Origin of the sequence: Clostridium hydrogenum (assembly GCF_021432385.1) — a bacterium.
In the GTDB taxonomy this organism is placed as follows: Bacteria; Bacillota; Clostridia; order Clostridiales; family Clostridiaceae; genus Clostridium_S; species Clostridium_S hydrogenum.
The window spans coordinates 2,812,206-2,829,825 of record NZ_JAEACT010000002.1 but is presented as its reverse complement, the minus strand read 5'-3'; the positions used below and the strand labels follow the sequence as shown (position 1 = coordinate 2,829,825).

Here is a 17,620-nt window from a genome sequence, read left to right as displayed (position 1 = left end):
TAGAAATAATTGTTAAAATAAAATTAGCACTCAGTTATTGAGAGTGCTAACAAAAATAAAAATAGCCACGCTGAAATAAGGGCGGGGTTTGTTTAGGCATGTAAAAGCCTTATAAATAGAATACTCTTTACATTTTTTATAATGAAAGGAAATGATAAAATGGCTACAAAACAATTTAAGGCAGAGTCTAAAAGACTTCTCGATTTAATGATTAATTCTATTTATACAAATAAAGAGATATTTTTGAGAGAACTTATATCAAATGCAAGTGACGCAATTGATAAAAGTTATTATCGTTCACTTGTTGATGAAAATGTAAGTTTTAATAAAGAGGATTTTTATATTAGAATTTCTGCTGATAAAGAAAAGAGAACACTTACCATTACAGATACTGGTATAGGAATGACAAAGGATGAACTTGAAAACAATCTTGGTACTATTGCAAAGAGTGGCTCTCTTGCATTTAAAAATGAAAATGAAGCAAAAGATGGAGTAGATATTATAGGTCAATTTGGAGTTGGTTTTTACTCATCATTTATGGTATCAGACTTAGTTACTGTTAAAAGTAAGTCTATAAATTCAGAAGAAAGCTATAAGTGGGAATCAAAAGGTGTAGAAGGTTATGAAATTGAACTAACAGAAAAAGCAGAAGTTGGAACTGAAATTACATTAAAAATTAAAGAAAATACTGAAGATGAAAATTATGACGAGTTTTTAGATGAATATAAAATAAAAGCTTTAATTAAAAAATATTCGGATTTTATAAAATATCCTATTAAGATGTTAGTAAAGAAAAGTAAATTAAAAGAAGGCAGTGACAAGGAATACGAAGATTATTTTGAAGATGAAGTTTTAAATAGTATGGTTCCAATTTGGAGAAAAAATAAAAATGAATTGAAGCAGGAAGATTACGATCAATTTTATATGGATAAGCACTTTGGCTTTGAAAAACCATTAAAAACAATTCATTCAAGTGTTGAGGGGTTAACAAGCTATACTACATTATTATTTGTACCAGCTAGAGCTCCTTATGATTTTTATACAAAAGAGTTCCAAAAAGGACTAGAGCTTTATTCAAATGGTGTGTTAATAATGGAAAAATGTGCAGATTTACTTCCTGACTATTTTAGTTTTGCACAAGGATTAGTAGACTCAGCTGATCTTTCACTTAATATTTCAAGAGAACTTTTACAGCATGATAGACAATTAAAATTTATTGCTAAGAAAATAAAAGATAAAATTAAGAGTGAACTTTTATTAATGCTTAAAAATGATCGTGAGAAGTATGAACAGTTCTTTGAAAGCTTTGGAAAACAACTTAAATATGGAGTTTATTCTGATTATGGAGCTAATAAGGAAGTACTTCAAGACTTATTAATATTCTATTCATCAACAGAAAAGAAACTTGTAAGTCTTGATGAGTATGTTACTCGTATGAAAGAAGAGCAGAAATATATATATTATGCAGCAGGCGAAAGCATAGAAAAAATCGATAAATTACCACAAACTGAAATGGTAAAGGATAAAGGTTTTGAAATTTTATACTTCACTGATGATGTTGATGAATTTGCAATCAAAATGATAATGAAGTATAAAGAAAAAGAATTCAAATCTGTTTCTAGCAAAGATTTAGGATTTGAAGCAGATGAAAAAGAGAGTAAGAAAGAAACAGAAGAAAATAAAGAGTTATTTGATTTTATGAAAGAAGCTTTAGGCGATAAGGTAAAAGAAGTAAAAGCATCAAGTAGATTGAAAACTCATCCTGTTTGTCTTTCTAATGACGGAGAACTTTCTATAGAAATGGAAAAAGTACTTAGTATGATGCCTGATAATAACAATGTTAAGGCTGATAAAATTTTAGAGGTAAACACAAATCATGAAATGTTTACTGCAATTAAAGAAGCTTTTGCAAATGATAAGGATAAATTAAAAATGTATGCAAACTTACTATATAATCAAGCACTTTTAATTGAAGGACTTCCAGTAGAAGATCCCGTTCAATTTGCTAATGATGTTTGTAAGTTGATTAAATAATAAGGATATGTTTTAAATAAGTGTGAAAATCAACGCTTATTTAAAACATAGCAATAATAAAAAAGAGTCATACGACAAATTTGCTCGTATGACTCTTTTTTATTTTAAAATATATAAATATGATTTTTATAATTGAATTTAAATCAAAAAATACATCTAAAGACATTCATAATATCCTTTAGATGCATTTTTTTGCATAAATTTAGTTTTAAAGTTTCAAAAATCAAAAAATTTATGTTTTTAAATATAAATATATTTGGTATAATAGTATATATTGATATTTTATTAACAATAAAGGATTGTTATAGATGTACAACTTGAAATATTGAAATTGCAAGTGCCAAATTTATCCTCACAAATTACAATTTAACACAGAGTACGGAGTACAGAGTACAGAGTACAACGAAGGATGATTTTTCTACGCGAGTGTAGAAAAATCTGAAAATTTATTTTCTTTATTGCTTACGCAATCGCACAATACATGGTGCTCAGCGAAGCTGACAACATTAAGTTTAAGATTTACCTAAGAGAAGCGAAAGGTAAATCATCATTCACTGTACTCTCCTCGACAAATTGTAATTTAACAAGATAAATTTGGTAGAGTCAATTTTAACTTTTCAAATTGATTATCTTTAGATGTATAAAGGGGAAGGTGGAAATTAAATGAATTGCGGTGAGAATAAGATTTTACAAAATAGGAAAAAGAATATTATAGTATCATTCCTCAAGTATATTTCTAATATTTTTATAGATGCAATTATTATAGCAAATATTACTATACCATTTTTATATTTTAATTTTCATATGAGTGCAGAAGATTTATTAAAAAGTTCTATAGTTTTTATTGTGATTTTTTTAGCATATGCCTTGGTGCACTGGTTTAAAGTATCAAAAAACGAAGTTTAGTTCGCGGTTGTATGGTATATCTATATGTTAAGAATTGAAGAAAATAAATTGAAATGAGGCAGGCTTATGAATATCCATGAAGAGCTTAAAGAAGTAAGAAGAAAATTATTTAAGGAAATAGATAATGTAGATTCATCAATGTTATTGTATGAAGTTCAGTATAAAATAGCTATTGAAATAATTAATTCAGAAAATAGCTATAAAAAAACTTTTAATGAAGAGTATAAAGATCATGCTAATTTACTGAGAAACTATGCAGATACTTTTGTATGGTTAATGTTAAATCCATATATTATAAGAGAATTGTATGATAAGAATAAAAGTCCTCGATTGATTACTGGTATGGAAAATGAATTCCTTTATATCCTAGCACAAGCTAGAAAATATGCCGAAAATGGGAGAATGGTTATCATTTCAACAATCACCAATTGTATCAATACTACTGATTTAGTTATATGTGATAATCCGAGTAAACCGTTATTAATAACCTGTAGGAAAGATGAGACAAGTACAAAAGAAGATATTGATTATGTAGATTTATATAAAATACCAAATAAATTAATAAAAAATAAGTATTTTAATAAAGTATATAAAGAATCAGATAAAGAATATTCTTGGAAACAGGTCAATAAAGTTGTGAATAATGCTATAAAACTTGGTAGTGATTTTGAAATTGTAGATGATGGAGATGTTATGTGGTCTTTTAAATACCAAAGTTCAATGCCAGAAATGCCGGGTGAAATTATTAACAAAATAGGAAGCTATAGAACAATAGTTATTGGTTGTAATCTTAGAGCTATTGAAGAAACAGAACTTTTAATAGCTCCGCCGTCTTGCTGGCCTATTGATTTTGAATGTAAGTTTGCTTTAATGGAAGGCGATATAGTCATAATGCACTATATAGATGCAGATTGTTTTAAAGATGTAAATGATTCTCATTGTGTTATAAAAGAAGTAATATGTGATGAAAGAACACTAAGAGAAGATTGCTTTGTTGTAGAAAGTAATGGTGAAAGAAAAATATTATCTAGTATGTTTTTAAATAATGTTGTATATGGGTACTCTACTATAAGTAGTATGGCAAATTTAATTTGTGAAACTGTAAAAAAGTAGAGTTGCAGAATGGAAAAAATATTTTTGCGAAGAAACACTTATTTTAATGTTTATAATGTTAAAATTGGTGTTTTTTTTATTAAGCTATGTTTTAAGTAAGTGTTGATTTTCACACTTATTTAAAACATAGCTTCCTTAAAACGATAAAATTCACTTAAAAAACTTAAAAAACTATTAAAAAAGCTAGAAAAATTGAAGTTAATACAAAAAATATTATAAACTGAGACTGTTGAAAAAAAGACAAGTTTAAAATTTTATTGTGGTTTTGCGCAATGAAAAGTTAAAAAATCTACAAACTTAGGCTAATTAAAGATAAAACATATTGAAACTTCAAATGGTTTATCTTTAGTAAAAAAAACAAGAGGTTAATTTTTAAGGAGGACTTATCACATGAATATGGCTCAAACTATAGGGAAAATTGTGAGTAACCCAAGTATTGTTGGTGCAATTGCATCATCAATTTTAATTATCTTATTTGGTTACTATCTTAGGAAAAAGGAAGTATTTAATAATACAACTTCAAAAATTTTAAGTAATGTTGTTCTTACAGCGGCACTACCAGCATTGGCATATGATTCATTTATGCAGGATATTAATCAGCATAATTTAAAGCAAGGAATTAATCTTCTAATTTGGGGATTTGCAATTTACATAATATTAATAGCAATAACTAAAATTTTGTACATTAAATTTAAAGGCGATAAAAAAGAAGTTTTAAGAGTTCTTACTATATTTGGTTCAACTACATTCTTTGGTATTCCAATAACTCAAGCAGTTTATGGAGCAACAGGAGTAATGTATGCTTCAATTTTTAATATAGCTTACAGAGTATTCTTGTATTCTTATGCATACATAAAAATGTCAGGAATGAAAATGGACAAGAATAACTTTAAAAAGATGATTTCAAATCCTATTATTATAGCAACTTTTGCAGGTATAATTGTTTGGATATTCCAGGCATCACTTCCACAAGTGAATGTTGTTGAGAAGGGTAAGGCAATGCATTTTGCGTTCTTAAGAATAGACAAAACTGCTTTATGGTTATTTACACCTTTATCATATCTTGAAAAATTATGTTCACCACTTGCATGGCTTAGTGTTGGTGCAAAACTTGCTGAAATCCCTTTTAAGGATGCTATAACTTCAAAAGATTCTTGGTATTATAGTTTCATGAAAGTAATAATAGTACCAGCATTAAATCTTGTTTGTTTATATGTTTTAACTGTAAGCGGAATATTACATTTTTCATTTATAGCAGTAGCTACAATTGTAATTGCAATGGCAACACCAACAGCTACTGTGGCAGCGGCCTATGCCATAAGCTTTGATAAAGAGGCGGTTGCAACATCAAATTGTTCATTATTATCTACGCTAGCTAGTGTAGTGTGCATGCCAATATGGATTGTTATACTTGAAGTTATTAAACAATCACATATATTTATGTAAAATTTAGATTTTAGGAGGAAGATAAAATGTCAACTAAATTAGTTTGTTACGGAGTAAGAGATATAGAAGTTGCTTTTTTTAACAAGTTAAATGAATATGGATACGAATTGGAGTTAGTAGGTGAAAACTTAAATCATGATAATGTATGTAAAGCTAAAGGTGCTGATGCTGTAATAATCAGAGGTACTTGCACAGCAGATAGACAAAATTTAGAGTACTTATCCGAGAATGGTATTAAATACCTATTATCAAGAGCTGCTGGAATCAACAATATAGATTTACAAGCTGCAAAAGAATTTAATTTAAGAGTAGCAAATGTACCAGCTTATTCACCAAATGCTATATCAGAACTTGCTGTTACACTTGCAATGATGCTTTTAAGAAATACAGCATATGCTACTAACAGAACAAAAGAAAAAGATTTTACTGTGGATGCAAAAATGTTCAGTAAAGAAGTTAGAAACTGTACAGTTGGAGTACTTGGAGTAGGTAAAATAGGATACACAACAGCAAAGCTATTTAAGGGACTTGGTGCAAAAGTAATTGGATATGATGTATTCCAAAGTGACATTGCAAAAGAAATAGTTGAATTTAAGACTTTAGATGAAGTACTTGCAGAGTCAGATATAATATCAGTTCATTTACCTTATTTTAAAGATAAGAACCATCATATGATAAATGCAGAATTTGTAGGAAAGATGAAAGATGGCGCTGTACTTATAAATACTGCAAGAGGAGAATTACAAGACAACATGGCTATATTAAATGCAGTTAAATCAGGAAAACTTGCAGGATATGGAACAGATGTATTTGAAGGAGAAACAAGCTTCTTCTCTAAAAATTTAAAGGGAAGAGAATTGGAAAATAAAGCTGTAGAACAATTGCTTAGTTTATTTCCAAAAGTAATAGTAACTCCACACATAGGTTCTTTTACGGATCAAGCTTTAATTAATATGGTTGGAATATCGTATGAAAATATGCATGAGTTCATAACTACTGGAAAATGCAAAAATGAAATAGCTTAGTATGTATAATAGCATTGAAGGGTTACCGCACAGAAATTTATGGTGGTAACCCTATAATGCGTAGAAATAAAATAGGCTATGTTTTAAAAGAATGTTGATATGAGCTTATAACATTAATGGACACTAAGAATTGCTCGTTTATAATTTGCTACCCATTTATATGCATCGTCCTGATGCATAAATGGCTTTGACCGTCCTAGTCAAAATTACGCAAATTATAAACGAGCAATCCTAAGAGTCCATAAAAGTGAGCACATCACATCAACATTCTTTTAAAAATAGCTAAACTTACTAAACGAAGCTATGTTTTAAATAAGTGTGAAAATCAACACTTATTTAAAACATAGCCATAAAATATTAAAACTAAAAAATAACTTATGGTTATAAAGTACTAATGAAATAGGGGTAATATTCTGTTATAATTACTTTTGGTGATAAATTATGAAAAATAAATTTGAAAAAAAAGTAGTGCTAGGAGCAGTACTTATTGCAATGATACCAATTATTATATCTTATTATATATTCTTGAATGATAAGTTAAATTTAATAGAAGCAAGGATAAAGGAAAATTTATATAATACTGCCGTTTTAATTGGTCAAGATAAATTAGTTTGTGATAAACTTGTGAGCAAGCAAAATGATTTAAGTATTCAAAAACATGTAATGGCATATTTGGGAAAGCTAAATGATGTAGATGTAATCGTAATCTGTGACATGAAAGGTATAAAATATGCTCACAATGACATAAAGCAAGTGGGACAAGCATTTAGAGGAGATGATAGAAAAGATATATTAAAAACTCCAAAAGGGTATTATTCTATAAAAAAGGGATCACAAGGGACTACATTAAGAAGATTTGAGCCTATCTTAAAAAATGGGAAACAGATTGGCTTTGTAATGGTTGGAAAGTCTTATAAAGAGCTTGAGGATTTAGATAGAAGTACACGAAATACATATTTAGCGTTGTTTTTTTTGGTTTTTATTATAACTATAATTTTTGCTTTATATTTTGCAAAAAGGATAAAAAAATCTATGTTTAATATGGAACCAGAAGAAATAGCAAAATTATATAATGAAAAAAGAATTATTATAAATAGCATTAGTAACGGAATTATAGCCTTAGATGAAAAGGATAATCCTGTTGAGGTTAATAAAAGTTGCTTTAATTTATTTGGAGGATTTTCTGTATATAGTATTATAGAAAGATTAAAGCCATATTTAGAAAATCGAGAATCCTTTGAAATGAAGGAAATGTGGATACAAAATAAAAGAGTTTTTGTAACGCTTTACCACAATATGCAAGGAGATAAATATCTTGGTGCAGTTATAACATTAATAGATAAAGTTGAAATAAAGAGGATTGCTAAAGAAATAACAGGAATAGATGAAGTGGTAAAAGATCTTAGGGCAAATGTACATGAATTTAAAAATAAGCTTCATGTAATATTAGGACTTATAAATATAAAACAATATGATGAAGCAAAGAAATATATATTGCAAATGAAAGAAATTGATGAAGCTTTAAGTCAAAAATATTCAAACATAGATGATTTTTATGTAAGGGCAATGTTGAGTGGTAGGGGTGCCATTGCAAGGGAAAAGAAAATAAAATTTATGTTAAAGAAAAATTCATTACTCTATGAAGAGCACGGTGGCATATGTTCTGATGATTTAGTTACGGTGATTGGAAACTTTATTGAGAATTCCTTTGATGCATGTATCGCTAATGAAAATGAAATTAAAGAAGTTACTGTGTTTTTATCAGAAAATGCCGAAAAAATATATATAGAGGTTGAAGATAATGGAATTAAGATACCTGAATACATAAAAGCATACATGTTTGAAAGAGGTGTTTCTTCTAAAGCTGAAGGACGTGGAACGGGTTTATATTTAGTAAAATCAAGGGTAGAGCTTTATAAGGGAGAAGTATTAATTGAGGAGCAAGATGGTAAAAAGAAATTTATGGTTTCATTATTTAAGGGTGGTAACGTATGAGAAATGTATTAATTGTTGAAGATGATCCAATGGTTGCATTAATAAATAAAAATTATGTTAAGTTAATTAAAAATCTAAATTATGTAGGATGTTCAATTGAAGAAGATGAAATAATAGAAATATTGAAAAAAAAGAATATTGATTTAATTATTTTGGATGTATATCTTCCTAAAAAAAATGGATTAGAATTGTTAAAAAGTTTAAGAAATAAAGGATATCTTGTTGATGTTATTATGGTGACGGCGGCAAATAAGGCAGATGATATAAAAACAGCGTTTGCGTATGGCGCTGTAGATTATCTTGTTAAACCATTTGAATTTGAAAGATTCAGTGAAGCAATAAATAAGTATTTGATAAAAAGCAATGTACTTAATGAGGATGACGTTATTGCTCAGGAAAAAATTGACAACTTATCTTCATGTACAAATACCATACACTCAGAGGAGCTTCCAAAAGGTTTACAAAAAAAGACTTTAGATAAAATATTGGGAATACTAAATTCTTTACAAGGTGAAATTTGGACTATAAGCGAATTATCATCAAAATCAGGTATTAGTAACGTTACTATTAAAAAGTATATGGATTATTTGGAAAATATAAAAAAGGTAGAAAGTAGACCGGTTTATGGAAATATAGGAAGACCTGAGTATAAGTATGTTTTTTGTGAATAAGGATAAAACACGGTTTAGGGTTGCCGCATAAAAAAATATTTAACTACAATATAAAATTAATGAGAATCTTTATTTAGAGTACAGAGTACAGATGACAGAGTACAGTTAAGGATGGTTTACCTTTCCTTACGTCAGGTAAATCTTAAACTTAAATGTTGTCAGCTTCGCTGAACAACATTAATGCCGCTGTTGCGCAAGCAATAGAAAAATAAGTTTTAAGATTTTCTGTAGCTTTGCTACAGAAAATCATCCTTCACTGTACTCTGTACTCTGTCAGCTGTACTCTGAATAAAGGTTCGCAATGTTTAAAATTTGTATATTAAATAATTTTGTGCGACAGCCTCTTCTTAAATTATCTATTAAATTTTGTTTTAATGCTTGTCCAATAATCAGCATTTTCAAGTCCAAGTCTCCAAATAGCTATGCCAGATAAATTATAAGAATTTACGAGATCAAGTTTGTAATTTAAGCTTTGAGAATTTTCAAACCATACAGTATGGCTTATGCCTGAAGCATCTACATAAGTAAAATATGGAGACTGAGATACAGAATCCCATAATATAGTTGCACCATAAGTTAAAGCTAAATTATAAATGCTTGAAATGCCATAAGCTTTAGTTCCATTTGATGACCAATCGTAGCCATAAGCAGCAGTTCCAAGTAGTAGTTTGCTTTGAGGTATAACGGTAACAGCATATTTTATTACGTTTTGAACCCAACCAATTGAAGCAATTGGACCAGGAGTTCCACCAGGATAATGCTCATCATAAGTCATAAGCACAACTTGATCGGAATAATTTGCAAGTGCGGTATAGTCATAGGCACCGTTCCAAGCTGATGTTGGACTGTCACTTGTTTTTGCTGGAACTGCTATAGTTACATAAAAACCTTGAGCATGGAGTGCAGTATAAAGTTCATTCATAAATGTTGTAAGGTAACTTCTATCATAATAATATACGCCTTCAAGGTCAACGTTTACACCTTTATAACCATTAATTTTCATGGCATTTAAAATATTAGTTATTAAAGCTTGTCTATTTACTGAACTTTCAAGCAAAGTTTGAGCTATACTTCCATCAAAATTATTTGTTATCATTGCAAGAGTCTTGATATTGTTACTATTTGCATAAGTTATCTGATTAGTTGGAACAAGGCCAGAAATATTTCCATAAGCATCTGTTGTATAAGTATCTGTTCCAATTTCATCCAAAGTTGAAGTATTAGCTGTCATAGAGTTATATGAAGAAGTATCACCAGAGTAATAATAAGTTGTATATCCTAAAACTAATTTTTTAGAAATTGTTACAACTTGGGAAGTTGTGATGTTTATGTGTGTAGAATCCGGTGAGGTACCGTAAGAATTATAAGCTCTAACGAAGTACCAATATTTTGTGCTTGAAGCTAATCCCGTATCTTTATAGCTATTAGTTGAAATTGTAGTTATTAAAGAATAGTTGGAATCATAAGGAGTAGCTCTGTAAATTTTGTAACCTGAAGCTCCGGAAACTGTTTGCCAGCTTAAAGTAACTCCATTTGTTGTTATTCCAGAAGAAGTTAATAAAGTTGGAGCAGTAGGGGCAGAACCTGATTTACTAGGCTTAGCAAATACAAAAGTAGTGTTTAGCATAAATGTTATAATTAGGGCAATGATGGTAAAAAGTTTTTTACATGATTTCAAAATAACTCACCTCTTTTAATATAAAAATTGTAACCATAGTTAACTTTAATAAAGATAAACCATTTGAAACTTTAAAATTAATTTGTATCAAAATGCCGTTTTTTGGGTATTATGATGCAAATTGATTTTAGTAGTTGAAATGGTATATCTATATGTACTAAACCACCAATAAAATTGTAATTTAGTACATACAATTGAAAGTTAAAGGGTTTAATATATATATCGACAAAATATACCGATAATCGACATGTAATTTATGGGTGTGTTGATAAAGATTACATGGGTACAGCGCATATTTACAAAATAATAATTTTAGGTTATCTTTAAAAAGAGATATGTTTATGAAATATATAGTCATTTATCAATGAAAATTATATAAAATATCTTTAGTAAATATGTTTAAAAAGGGAGGCGCTTTATGTCCAGTTTTATAGAATTCAAAAATGTAAAAAAATCATATCAAATGGGAGAAGTTGAAATTAAAGCAGTAGATGGGGTTTCTTTTTCTATAGATAAAGGAGAATTTGTAATTGTACTTGGTGCTAGTGGTGCTGGAAAGTCAACGATACTTAATCTTTTAGGCGGCATGGATCAAGTTACAGACGGAGATATATATGTTGGTGGAAAGGACATAAGCAAATATAGCAAAAAAATGCTTACTAAGTATAGAAGAGAGGATATTGGCTTCGTATTTCAATTTTATAATTTAGTTCAAAATTTAAATGCCATTGAAAATGTTGAACTTGCGGTTGAAATATGTGAAAATCCAATGAGTCCAGAAAAAATTCTTAAAAATGTTGGTCTTGAAGGAAGAATGTTAAATTTTCCATCACAACTTTCAGGCGGAGAGCAGCAGAGGGTATCTATAGCGAGGGCACTTGCGAAAAATCCAAAACTTCTTCTATGTGATGAGCCAACTGGAGCGCTTGATTATAATACTGGAAAAGCCATATTAAAATTATTATCAGATACATCAAAGCAATATGGGATGACAGTTGTAGTTATAACACATAATTCAGCAATAGCACCGATTGCAGACAAGATAATAAGTGTGAAAAATGGAAAAGTTGCAAATGTGGAAAGAAATCTCGAACCTACTCCAATAGAAAGCATAGAGTGGTAATTATGAAAAAGACATTTTTTAAAAATTTATTTAGAAGTATAACAAAGACATTTTCTAGATTCTTGTCAATACTTATAATTATAGCAGTTGGAGTTGCTTTTTATGTTGGAGTAAGAGCAACTAGTCCAGATATGAAAAAGTCAGGCGATTATTATTTTGACAAAACTAATTTTATGGATTTTAAATTGGTCTCAACATTAGGCTTTACAAAAGATAGTTTATCAAGTATAAAAAATATTAAGGATGTATCAAAGGTAGAAGGATCTAAATCAATTGATGCGGTTATTGAAAAAAATAAACGTGATTTAATTATTAATGTTAATTCACTTCCTGTTAGCAATGGTATAAATCAGATTATTATTACTAAAGGAAGAAAACCGAATAATTATAACGAGGTAGTAGTTGAGGAAGAGTTTTTAAAGAAAAATAACTATAAAATTGGTGATGAGATAGTAATTAAATCTGGAAATGAAACCAATATAAATGATGAACTTAAAAATAATAAATTTAAGATAGTTGGAACAGCCGATTCACCACTATATGTATCTGAACAAAGGCAGATTAGTTCTGTTGGAGATGGAGTTGTAAGAGGATTTGTGTATATACTTCCTTCAGTGTTCAAAAATGATATATATACAGAAGTGTATGTTAAAACAAACAAAAGTGAAGATAAAAATAGTTTGGATAATAATGATGATTATAAAAAAGCAAATAAAGATATAGAGAACAGTTTAAAAAAAGTTTTGGGCAATATAAATAAAGAAAGATATGAAGGAATAAAAACACCAGAATTCTATGTGCTTGGAAGGTCTCAAAATATTGGGTATGAATCATATAGGCAGGATAGCAATAGAATTGATGATATAGGAAAAGTGTTCCCGCTAATATTCTTTTTAGTTGCGGCTTTAGTAAGCTTAACGACTATGACAAGGATGGTACAAGAAAATAGAATAGAAATTGGAACTTTTAAAGCATTGGGATATTCAAAAATGGCAATAATATCTCACTATTTGATATATTCATTGGCAGCAAGTATTTTGGGGACTATAGTTGGAGTGATAATTGGCTTTAGATTATTTCCACCACTTATAATGAATGCTTATGAATCACTTTATAAGATTCCATATTCAATGACACCATTTAATTTGAGGGTATCACTTATGGCTTCTTCAATAGCAATATTTTTTATAGGTTTGGCAGCAGTGGCATCAACAATAGAGGAGTTAAGAGAAGTGCCAGCATCGCTTATGAGACCTAAATCCCCTAAGGCTGGTAAAGTAATTTTACTCGAAAGATTTACTTTTATTTGGAAGAGATTAAAGTTTACAAGTAAAGTTACAGCAAGAAATATATTTAGATATAAGCAGAGATTTTTCATGACGGTAGTTGGAGTAGCGGCGTGTACAGGATTAATAATAACTGGATTTGGATTGAAGAGTGGAATAAAGGGATCTGTTGCAAAGCAGTATGACAATATTTATAAATATGATATGCAGGTTAACTTAAATACAGGTGTAGGCTATAATGAAAAGGATGAAATAGGTAGCAAAGTTATAAAGGATTCGAATGTAAAATCAATAATGTTTATGTCCTTAAAAAATGGAACAATAACAAATGATGGCACTGAAACAGATGCCTATGTAGTAATACCAGAAAATAAAAACAGCTTAGGTAAATACATAAATCTCACAATGAAGGGTAAAAAATTAAGTCTCGAGGATAATGGAGTAATAGTAACACAAAAACTGTTAAAGCTTGCTCACAAAAGTATTGGCGATGATTTAGACATAACTATTGATGGAAAAATAATTAAAGTTAAAATAGCAGATGTTACGGAACAGTATATTGGAAATTATGTATATATAAGTCCTAAATATTATGAAAAAGTATCTGGAGAAAAGCTTGAATTTGATGGCTTTTATGGAGTGTTAAAAAGTACTGCATATAATGCTAAGAATAAAACTTTAAAAGAGATATCGGATATAGGAAAAGTAAGTTCAGTAAGTTTTAAAGATAATGCACGTGAAGATGCAATTGAGAGTATGAAAAGCATAGATTCGGTAGTAGTAATATTAATAGTTTCTGCAGGTGTTTTAGCATTTGTTGTAATATATAATTTAACAAATATAAATATAAATGAGCGAAAAAGAGAGCTTGCAACTATAAAACTTCTAGGCTTTTATAATAATGAGTTAGCAGCATATATATATCGTGAAAATATTGTATTAACTATTATAGGGAGTTTGGTTGGCATTATATTTGGAATTATTATTTACAATTTTGTTATAGTAACCGCTGAAACAAATCAAATGATGTTTTTAAGAACAATTAACCCAATTAATTATGTATATTCTATTTTATTTACAATTGGATTTTCTGTTATAGTAAATTTGGCAATGTACAGTAGATTTGATAAAATAGATATGGTCGAATCACTTAAAAGTGCAGAATAGATATCTATAATAAAAGTAAAGTATATTATAAGAGTTTGAATAATGAGAGGTGGAAAAGTGAATTTAAAAGAATTAGAAGAAATAATTCTCCAATCCTCCTCTAATTTAATGAAAAAATGGGGCAGGGAACTTTTTTTAAGTGGAGAAGTTTTAAATATTAAAGGTAGAAAAATAGATAATATATATCATATATATGGAGAAACAGTAAATGATACTGATTTAATTCATTATAAAACTCATCTAAAAATAGATTTGTTAAATAAAAAATTAGTTGGTGCAACTTGCAGTTGTGATGATTTTAAGTCAAATTCTATAGGTACACAAATATTTATGTGTAAGCACTTAACTGCATCTGCATATAAATTTTTAAATTCAGTATATAAAAAGAGTGGAGCAAAAAAATCTTCACAAGATGAAAATGGGAAAGCTTACGTAGGGATAGACGTAAAGCTTAGTACTATACCAAGCAAAGAAGAAATGAAATTTGAGACTGAATTTAGAGTGGGGGAAGGACATAAATATTTAATCACTAATTTGAAGAAGTTTATTTTTGCTTTAGAAAATAAAAAAGTTTTTTCGGTTAATAATCAATTTATTTATAGTCCTTCAAAATTTGATATTTTGCCTAGTGATAAAAAGGTAATAAATTTCATAAAGAATTATTGTAAAAAAGAAAATTTAGAAAGAAAGCTTATAATTAAAACTAGCAATTTAAGAGAATTTTTAGAGTGCATTGATGGGAAAAAAATTCAATTTAAATATAACGGATTAGAGTATAAAGCCCAAATTATTAAGGCAGATTTACCACTTAGTTTTACTTTGAAAGCATTAGATGAAGGTTTGATATTAACTACTCATAAGAAACTACCTATTCCTTTAAATGAAAGCAAATCAGTTTGGTTTTTTAAGGATAGCCTGTATTTACCTTCAAAAAATCAAATTTTAAAATACAGTTCTTTATACGACAAATTTGTGGTAAAAGAAAAAATCGCATATAACAAAACATTTAAAAATTACAATGCTTTAATTTATTTACTAAGCAGTATATCAGAAGATATTACAATTACAGAAGGTGTTAAAAAATTTGCAGCTAGCAATTTGAATTTTAATTTTTTTATATATAAATTTACAGATAAAATATATTGTAAGGTTTATGGCATTTATAATGGGAAAAATATAAATATATTAGAAAAAAACAGCACTAAAGCACAGCCTATGAGAATTTATGATGATGAAAATAAAGTTATCATGAAACTTGAAAGATATAAATTTATAAAAAATGAAGATAAGCTTGTTTTTAATGGAAGCTATAAAGAGCTCATGGGTATTTTAATTAAAAAAGGTACGGGAATATATAGCCTTGGAAATGTGACTTTAGGAAGTGGTTTTGAAGATTTAAGAATATATGACAGTACAAATATTGAGGCAAATTTATATGAGGAAAATGGAAGCTTTAAACTAAACTACAGTATTGGCGATATTGATAAAGATGAGTTTCAAAATATATTCAATTCATACAAAGCCAATGACAAATTTTATATGAATAAAAACAACAAATTAATAGATTTTGAGGAAGCTGGAATAAAGGAATTCTTTGATTTTATTGATCTTTTTAGTATGGATAAGGATAATAATTTAAATATAGAAAGAAGCAAGGGACTATTTGCAGTACAAACTTTAAAAAAGTTAACAAACGAAAATTTTAAAGGCAGTGAACTTTTAAAAGATATTGAAGATAAAATAGGCAGAATAAATAGTGGTAAAATTAAGCTCCCAAAGGATTTAAAGGCTTCATTACGAAAGTATCAGCTTGATGGCTTTAAGTGGCTTAAAAATTTAAAAGAACTTGGATTTGGGGGTATTCTTGCTGATGAAATGGGACTTGGCAAGACAGTACAAACTATAGCTTTTCTTACCTCAGAGCTTGGCAAAAAAGCATTAATAATAACGCCTACTTCACTTATATACAATTGGAAATCAGAAATTGATAAGTTTGCACCTATACTTAAAACTTATGTTGCACATGGAACTAATTCATTTTGTGAAAGCCATGGTGAATATGATGTGATTTTAACCACATATGGTACCTTGAGAAATAACATTGAGAAGTATAGGAATATTAAATTTGATTATTGTATTATTGATGAGGCTCAAAATATTAAAAATTATTCTGCTGAAACTACTAAAGTTGTAAAAGAAATTAATTCAAAAATCAGATTTGCACTTACAGGAACCCCTATTGAAAATAATTTATTGGAACTTTGGTCAATATTTGATTTTGTAATGCCAGGATACTTATATTCTAAGGATAAATTTTGTGAAAAATTTGTAGCAGGTTCTGAAATTGAACTTGAGGACCTTAAACTTTTAATTAAGCCCTTTATTTTAAGAAGAACTAAAAGTGAGGTTATAAAAGATTTACCAGATAAAATCGAAAAGAAAATGCTTGTACCTATGACAGCAGCTCAGAAGCTAGTATATAATTCTTATTTAAAAAGTGTAAGGGAGAAACTAAAAGCTAAGAATGATAAGGGAATAGAAATTTTATCTTATTTGATGAAGCTTAGACAGATATGCTTAGATCCAGCTTTGATTTTAGAAGATTATAAAGGTGGAAGTGGTAAATTTAAAGTTGTAATTGAAATGCTTCAGAAGCAGGTTGATTCAAATGGAAAAACATTGCTATTTTCACAATTTACTTCTGTGCTAAAAGAGATAGCTAAAATGCTTAAAGAAAAAGGAATTGAATATTTATATTTAGATGGGGCTATACCTCCAAAGGAAAGAATTAGCTTAGCAAATGAATTCAATAATAGTAGCAAGCCCATTGTATTTTTAATATCCTTAAAGGCTGGTGGAACAGGTTTAAATTTAACAGCAGCAAATTTAGTTATTCATTTTGATCCATGGTGGAATCCTGCCGTAGAAAATCAAGCAACAGACAGAGCTCACAGAATTGGTCAAAAAAATGTTGTTCAAGTTGTTAAATTAGTTGCAAGAGAAACCATAGAAGAAAAAATTGTTTTGCTGCAAGAAAGTAAAAAGGAATTAATAGAAAATGTTATAACTGGTGAGTTACAGAATGGTGATGTTTTGAATAAATTTACAAAGGAAGAAATAATGGAACTTTTTGAAAGGTAATGGAGCTGGCACACTAAATTTATTTTATACACAAT

At 28.6% G+C, this 17,620-nt stretch carries 11 protein-coding genes; 10 read left to right on the top strand and 1 reads right to left on the bottom strand.

From position 1 onward, the window contains the following. The first annotated feature begins 159 nt into the window (after positions 1 to 159). The 7 genes from htpG (at position 160) to CUEA01_RS12960 (ending at position 9,190) form a co-directional block, all read left to right on the top strand. Positions 160 to 2,034, top strand: coding sequence for a molecular chaperone HtpG (gene htpG, locus CUEA01_RS12990; RefSeq protein WP_234122036.1), 1,875 nt, complete (start codon positions 160 to 162; stop codon positions 2,032 to 2,034). 663 nt (positions 2,035 to 2,697) lie between these two features. Then, the gene (locus tag CUEA01_RS12985; RefSeq protein ID WP_234122035.1) at positions 2,698 to 2,940 is read left to right on the top strand and encodes a hypothetical protein; all 243 of its coding nucleotides are present in this window, start codon (positions 2,698 to 2,700) and stop codon (positions 2,938 to 2,940) included. A 66-nt stretch (positions 2,941 to 3,006) separates the two neighbouring features. After that, a complete protein-coding gene (locus tag CUEA01_RS12980; RefSeq protein ID WP_234122034.1) occupies positions 3,007 to 4,053 on the top strand; it encodes a hypothetical protein in 1,047 nt (348 codons plus the stop codon). A gap of 390 nt (positions 4,054 to 4,443) precedes the next feature. Continuing rightward, entirely contained in the window at positions 4,444 to 5,499 is a 1,056-nt protein-coding gene (locus CUEA01_RS12975) for an AEC family transporter (RefSeq protein ID WP_234122033.1), read from the top strand. A gap of 26 nt (positions 5,500 to 5,525) precedes the next feature. Beyond that, positions 5,526 to 6,524, top strand: coding sequence for a 2-hydroxyacid dehydrogenase (locus tag CUEA01_RS12970; RefSeq protein WP_234122032.1), 999 nt, complete (start codon positions 5,526 to 5,528; stop codon positions 6,522 to 6,524). Positions 6,525 to 6,965: 441 nt separating this feature from the next. After that, positions 6,966 to 8,519, top strand: coding sequence for an ATP-binding protein (locus CUEA01_RS12965; protein ID WP_234122031.1), 1,554 nt, complete (start codon positions 6,966 to 6,968; stop codon positions 8,517 to 8,519). Continuing rightward, entirely contained in the window at positions 8,516 to 9,190 is a 675-nt protein-coding gene (locus CUEA01_RS12960) for a response regulator (RefSeq protein WP_234122030.1), read from the top strand. Before CUEA01_RS12965 ends, CUEA01_RS12960 begins: the two co-directional genes overlap by 4 nt. A gap of 352 nt (positions 9,191 to 9,542) precedes the next feature. Here the strand turns inward: CUEA01_RS12960 and CUEA01_RS12955 are convergent, their stop codons facing one another. Beyond that, positions 9,543 to 10,868 carry a glycosyl hydrolase family 18 protein gene (locus tag CUEA01_RS12955; RefSeq protein ID WP_234122029.1) on the bottom strand — a complete coding sequence of 442 codons (1,326 nt, stop codon included), beginning with the start codon at positions 10,866 to 10,868 and terminating at the stop codon, positions 9,543 to 9,545. A 418-nt stretch (positions 10,869 to 11,286) separates the two neighbouring features. Between CUEA01_RS12955 and CUEA01_RS12950 the strand changes: the two genes are divergently transcribed. The 3 genes from CUEA01_RS12950 to CUEA01_RS12940 are packed head-to-tail and all read left to right on the top strand — an operon-like array spanning position 11,287 to position 17,585. Then, positions 11,287 to 11,991: an ABC transporter ATP-binding protein gene (locus CUEA01_RS12950; RefSeq protein WP_234122028.1), complete on the top strand. Its 705-nt coding sequence runs from the start codon at positions 11,287 to 11,289 to the stop codon at positions 11,989 to 11,991. A 2-nt stretch (positions 11,992 to 11,993) separates the two neighbouring features. Further along, complete coding sequence (locus CUEA01_RS12945) at positions 11,994 to 14,444, top strand: ABC transporter permease (protein ID WP_234122027.1); 2,451 nt, start codon at positions 11,994 to 11,996, stop codon at positions 14,442 to 14,444. A 57-nt stretch (positions 14,445 to 14,501) separates the two neighbouring features. Further along, positions 14,502 to 17,585 (top strand): DEAD/DEAH box helicase, encoded by a 3,084-nt coding sequence (locus tag CUEA01_RS12940; RefSeq protein ID WP_234122026.1) that lies wholly within the window; start codon positions 14,502 to 14,504, stop codon positions 17,583 to 17,585. Positions 17,586 to 17,620 lie beyond the last annotated feature (35 nt).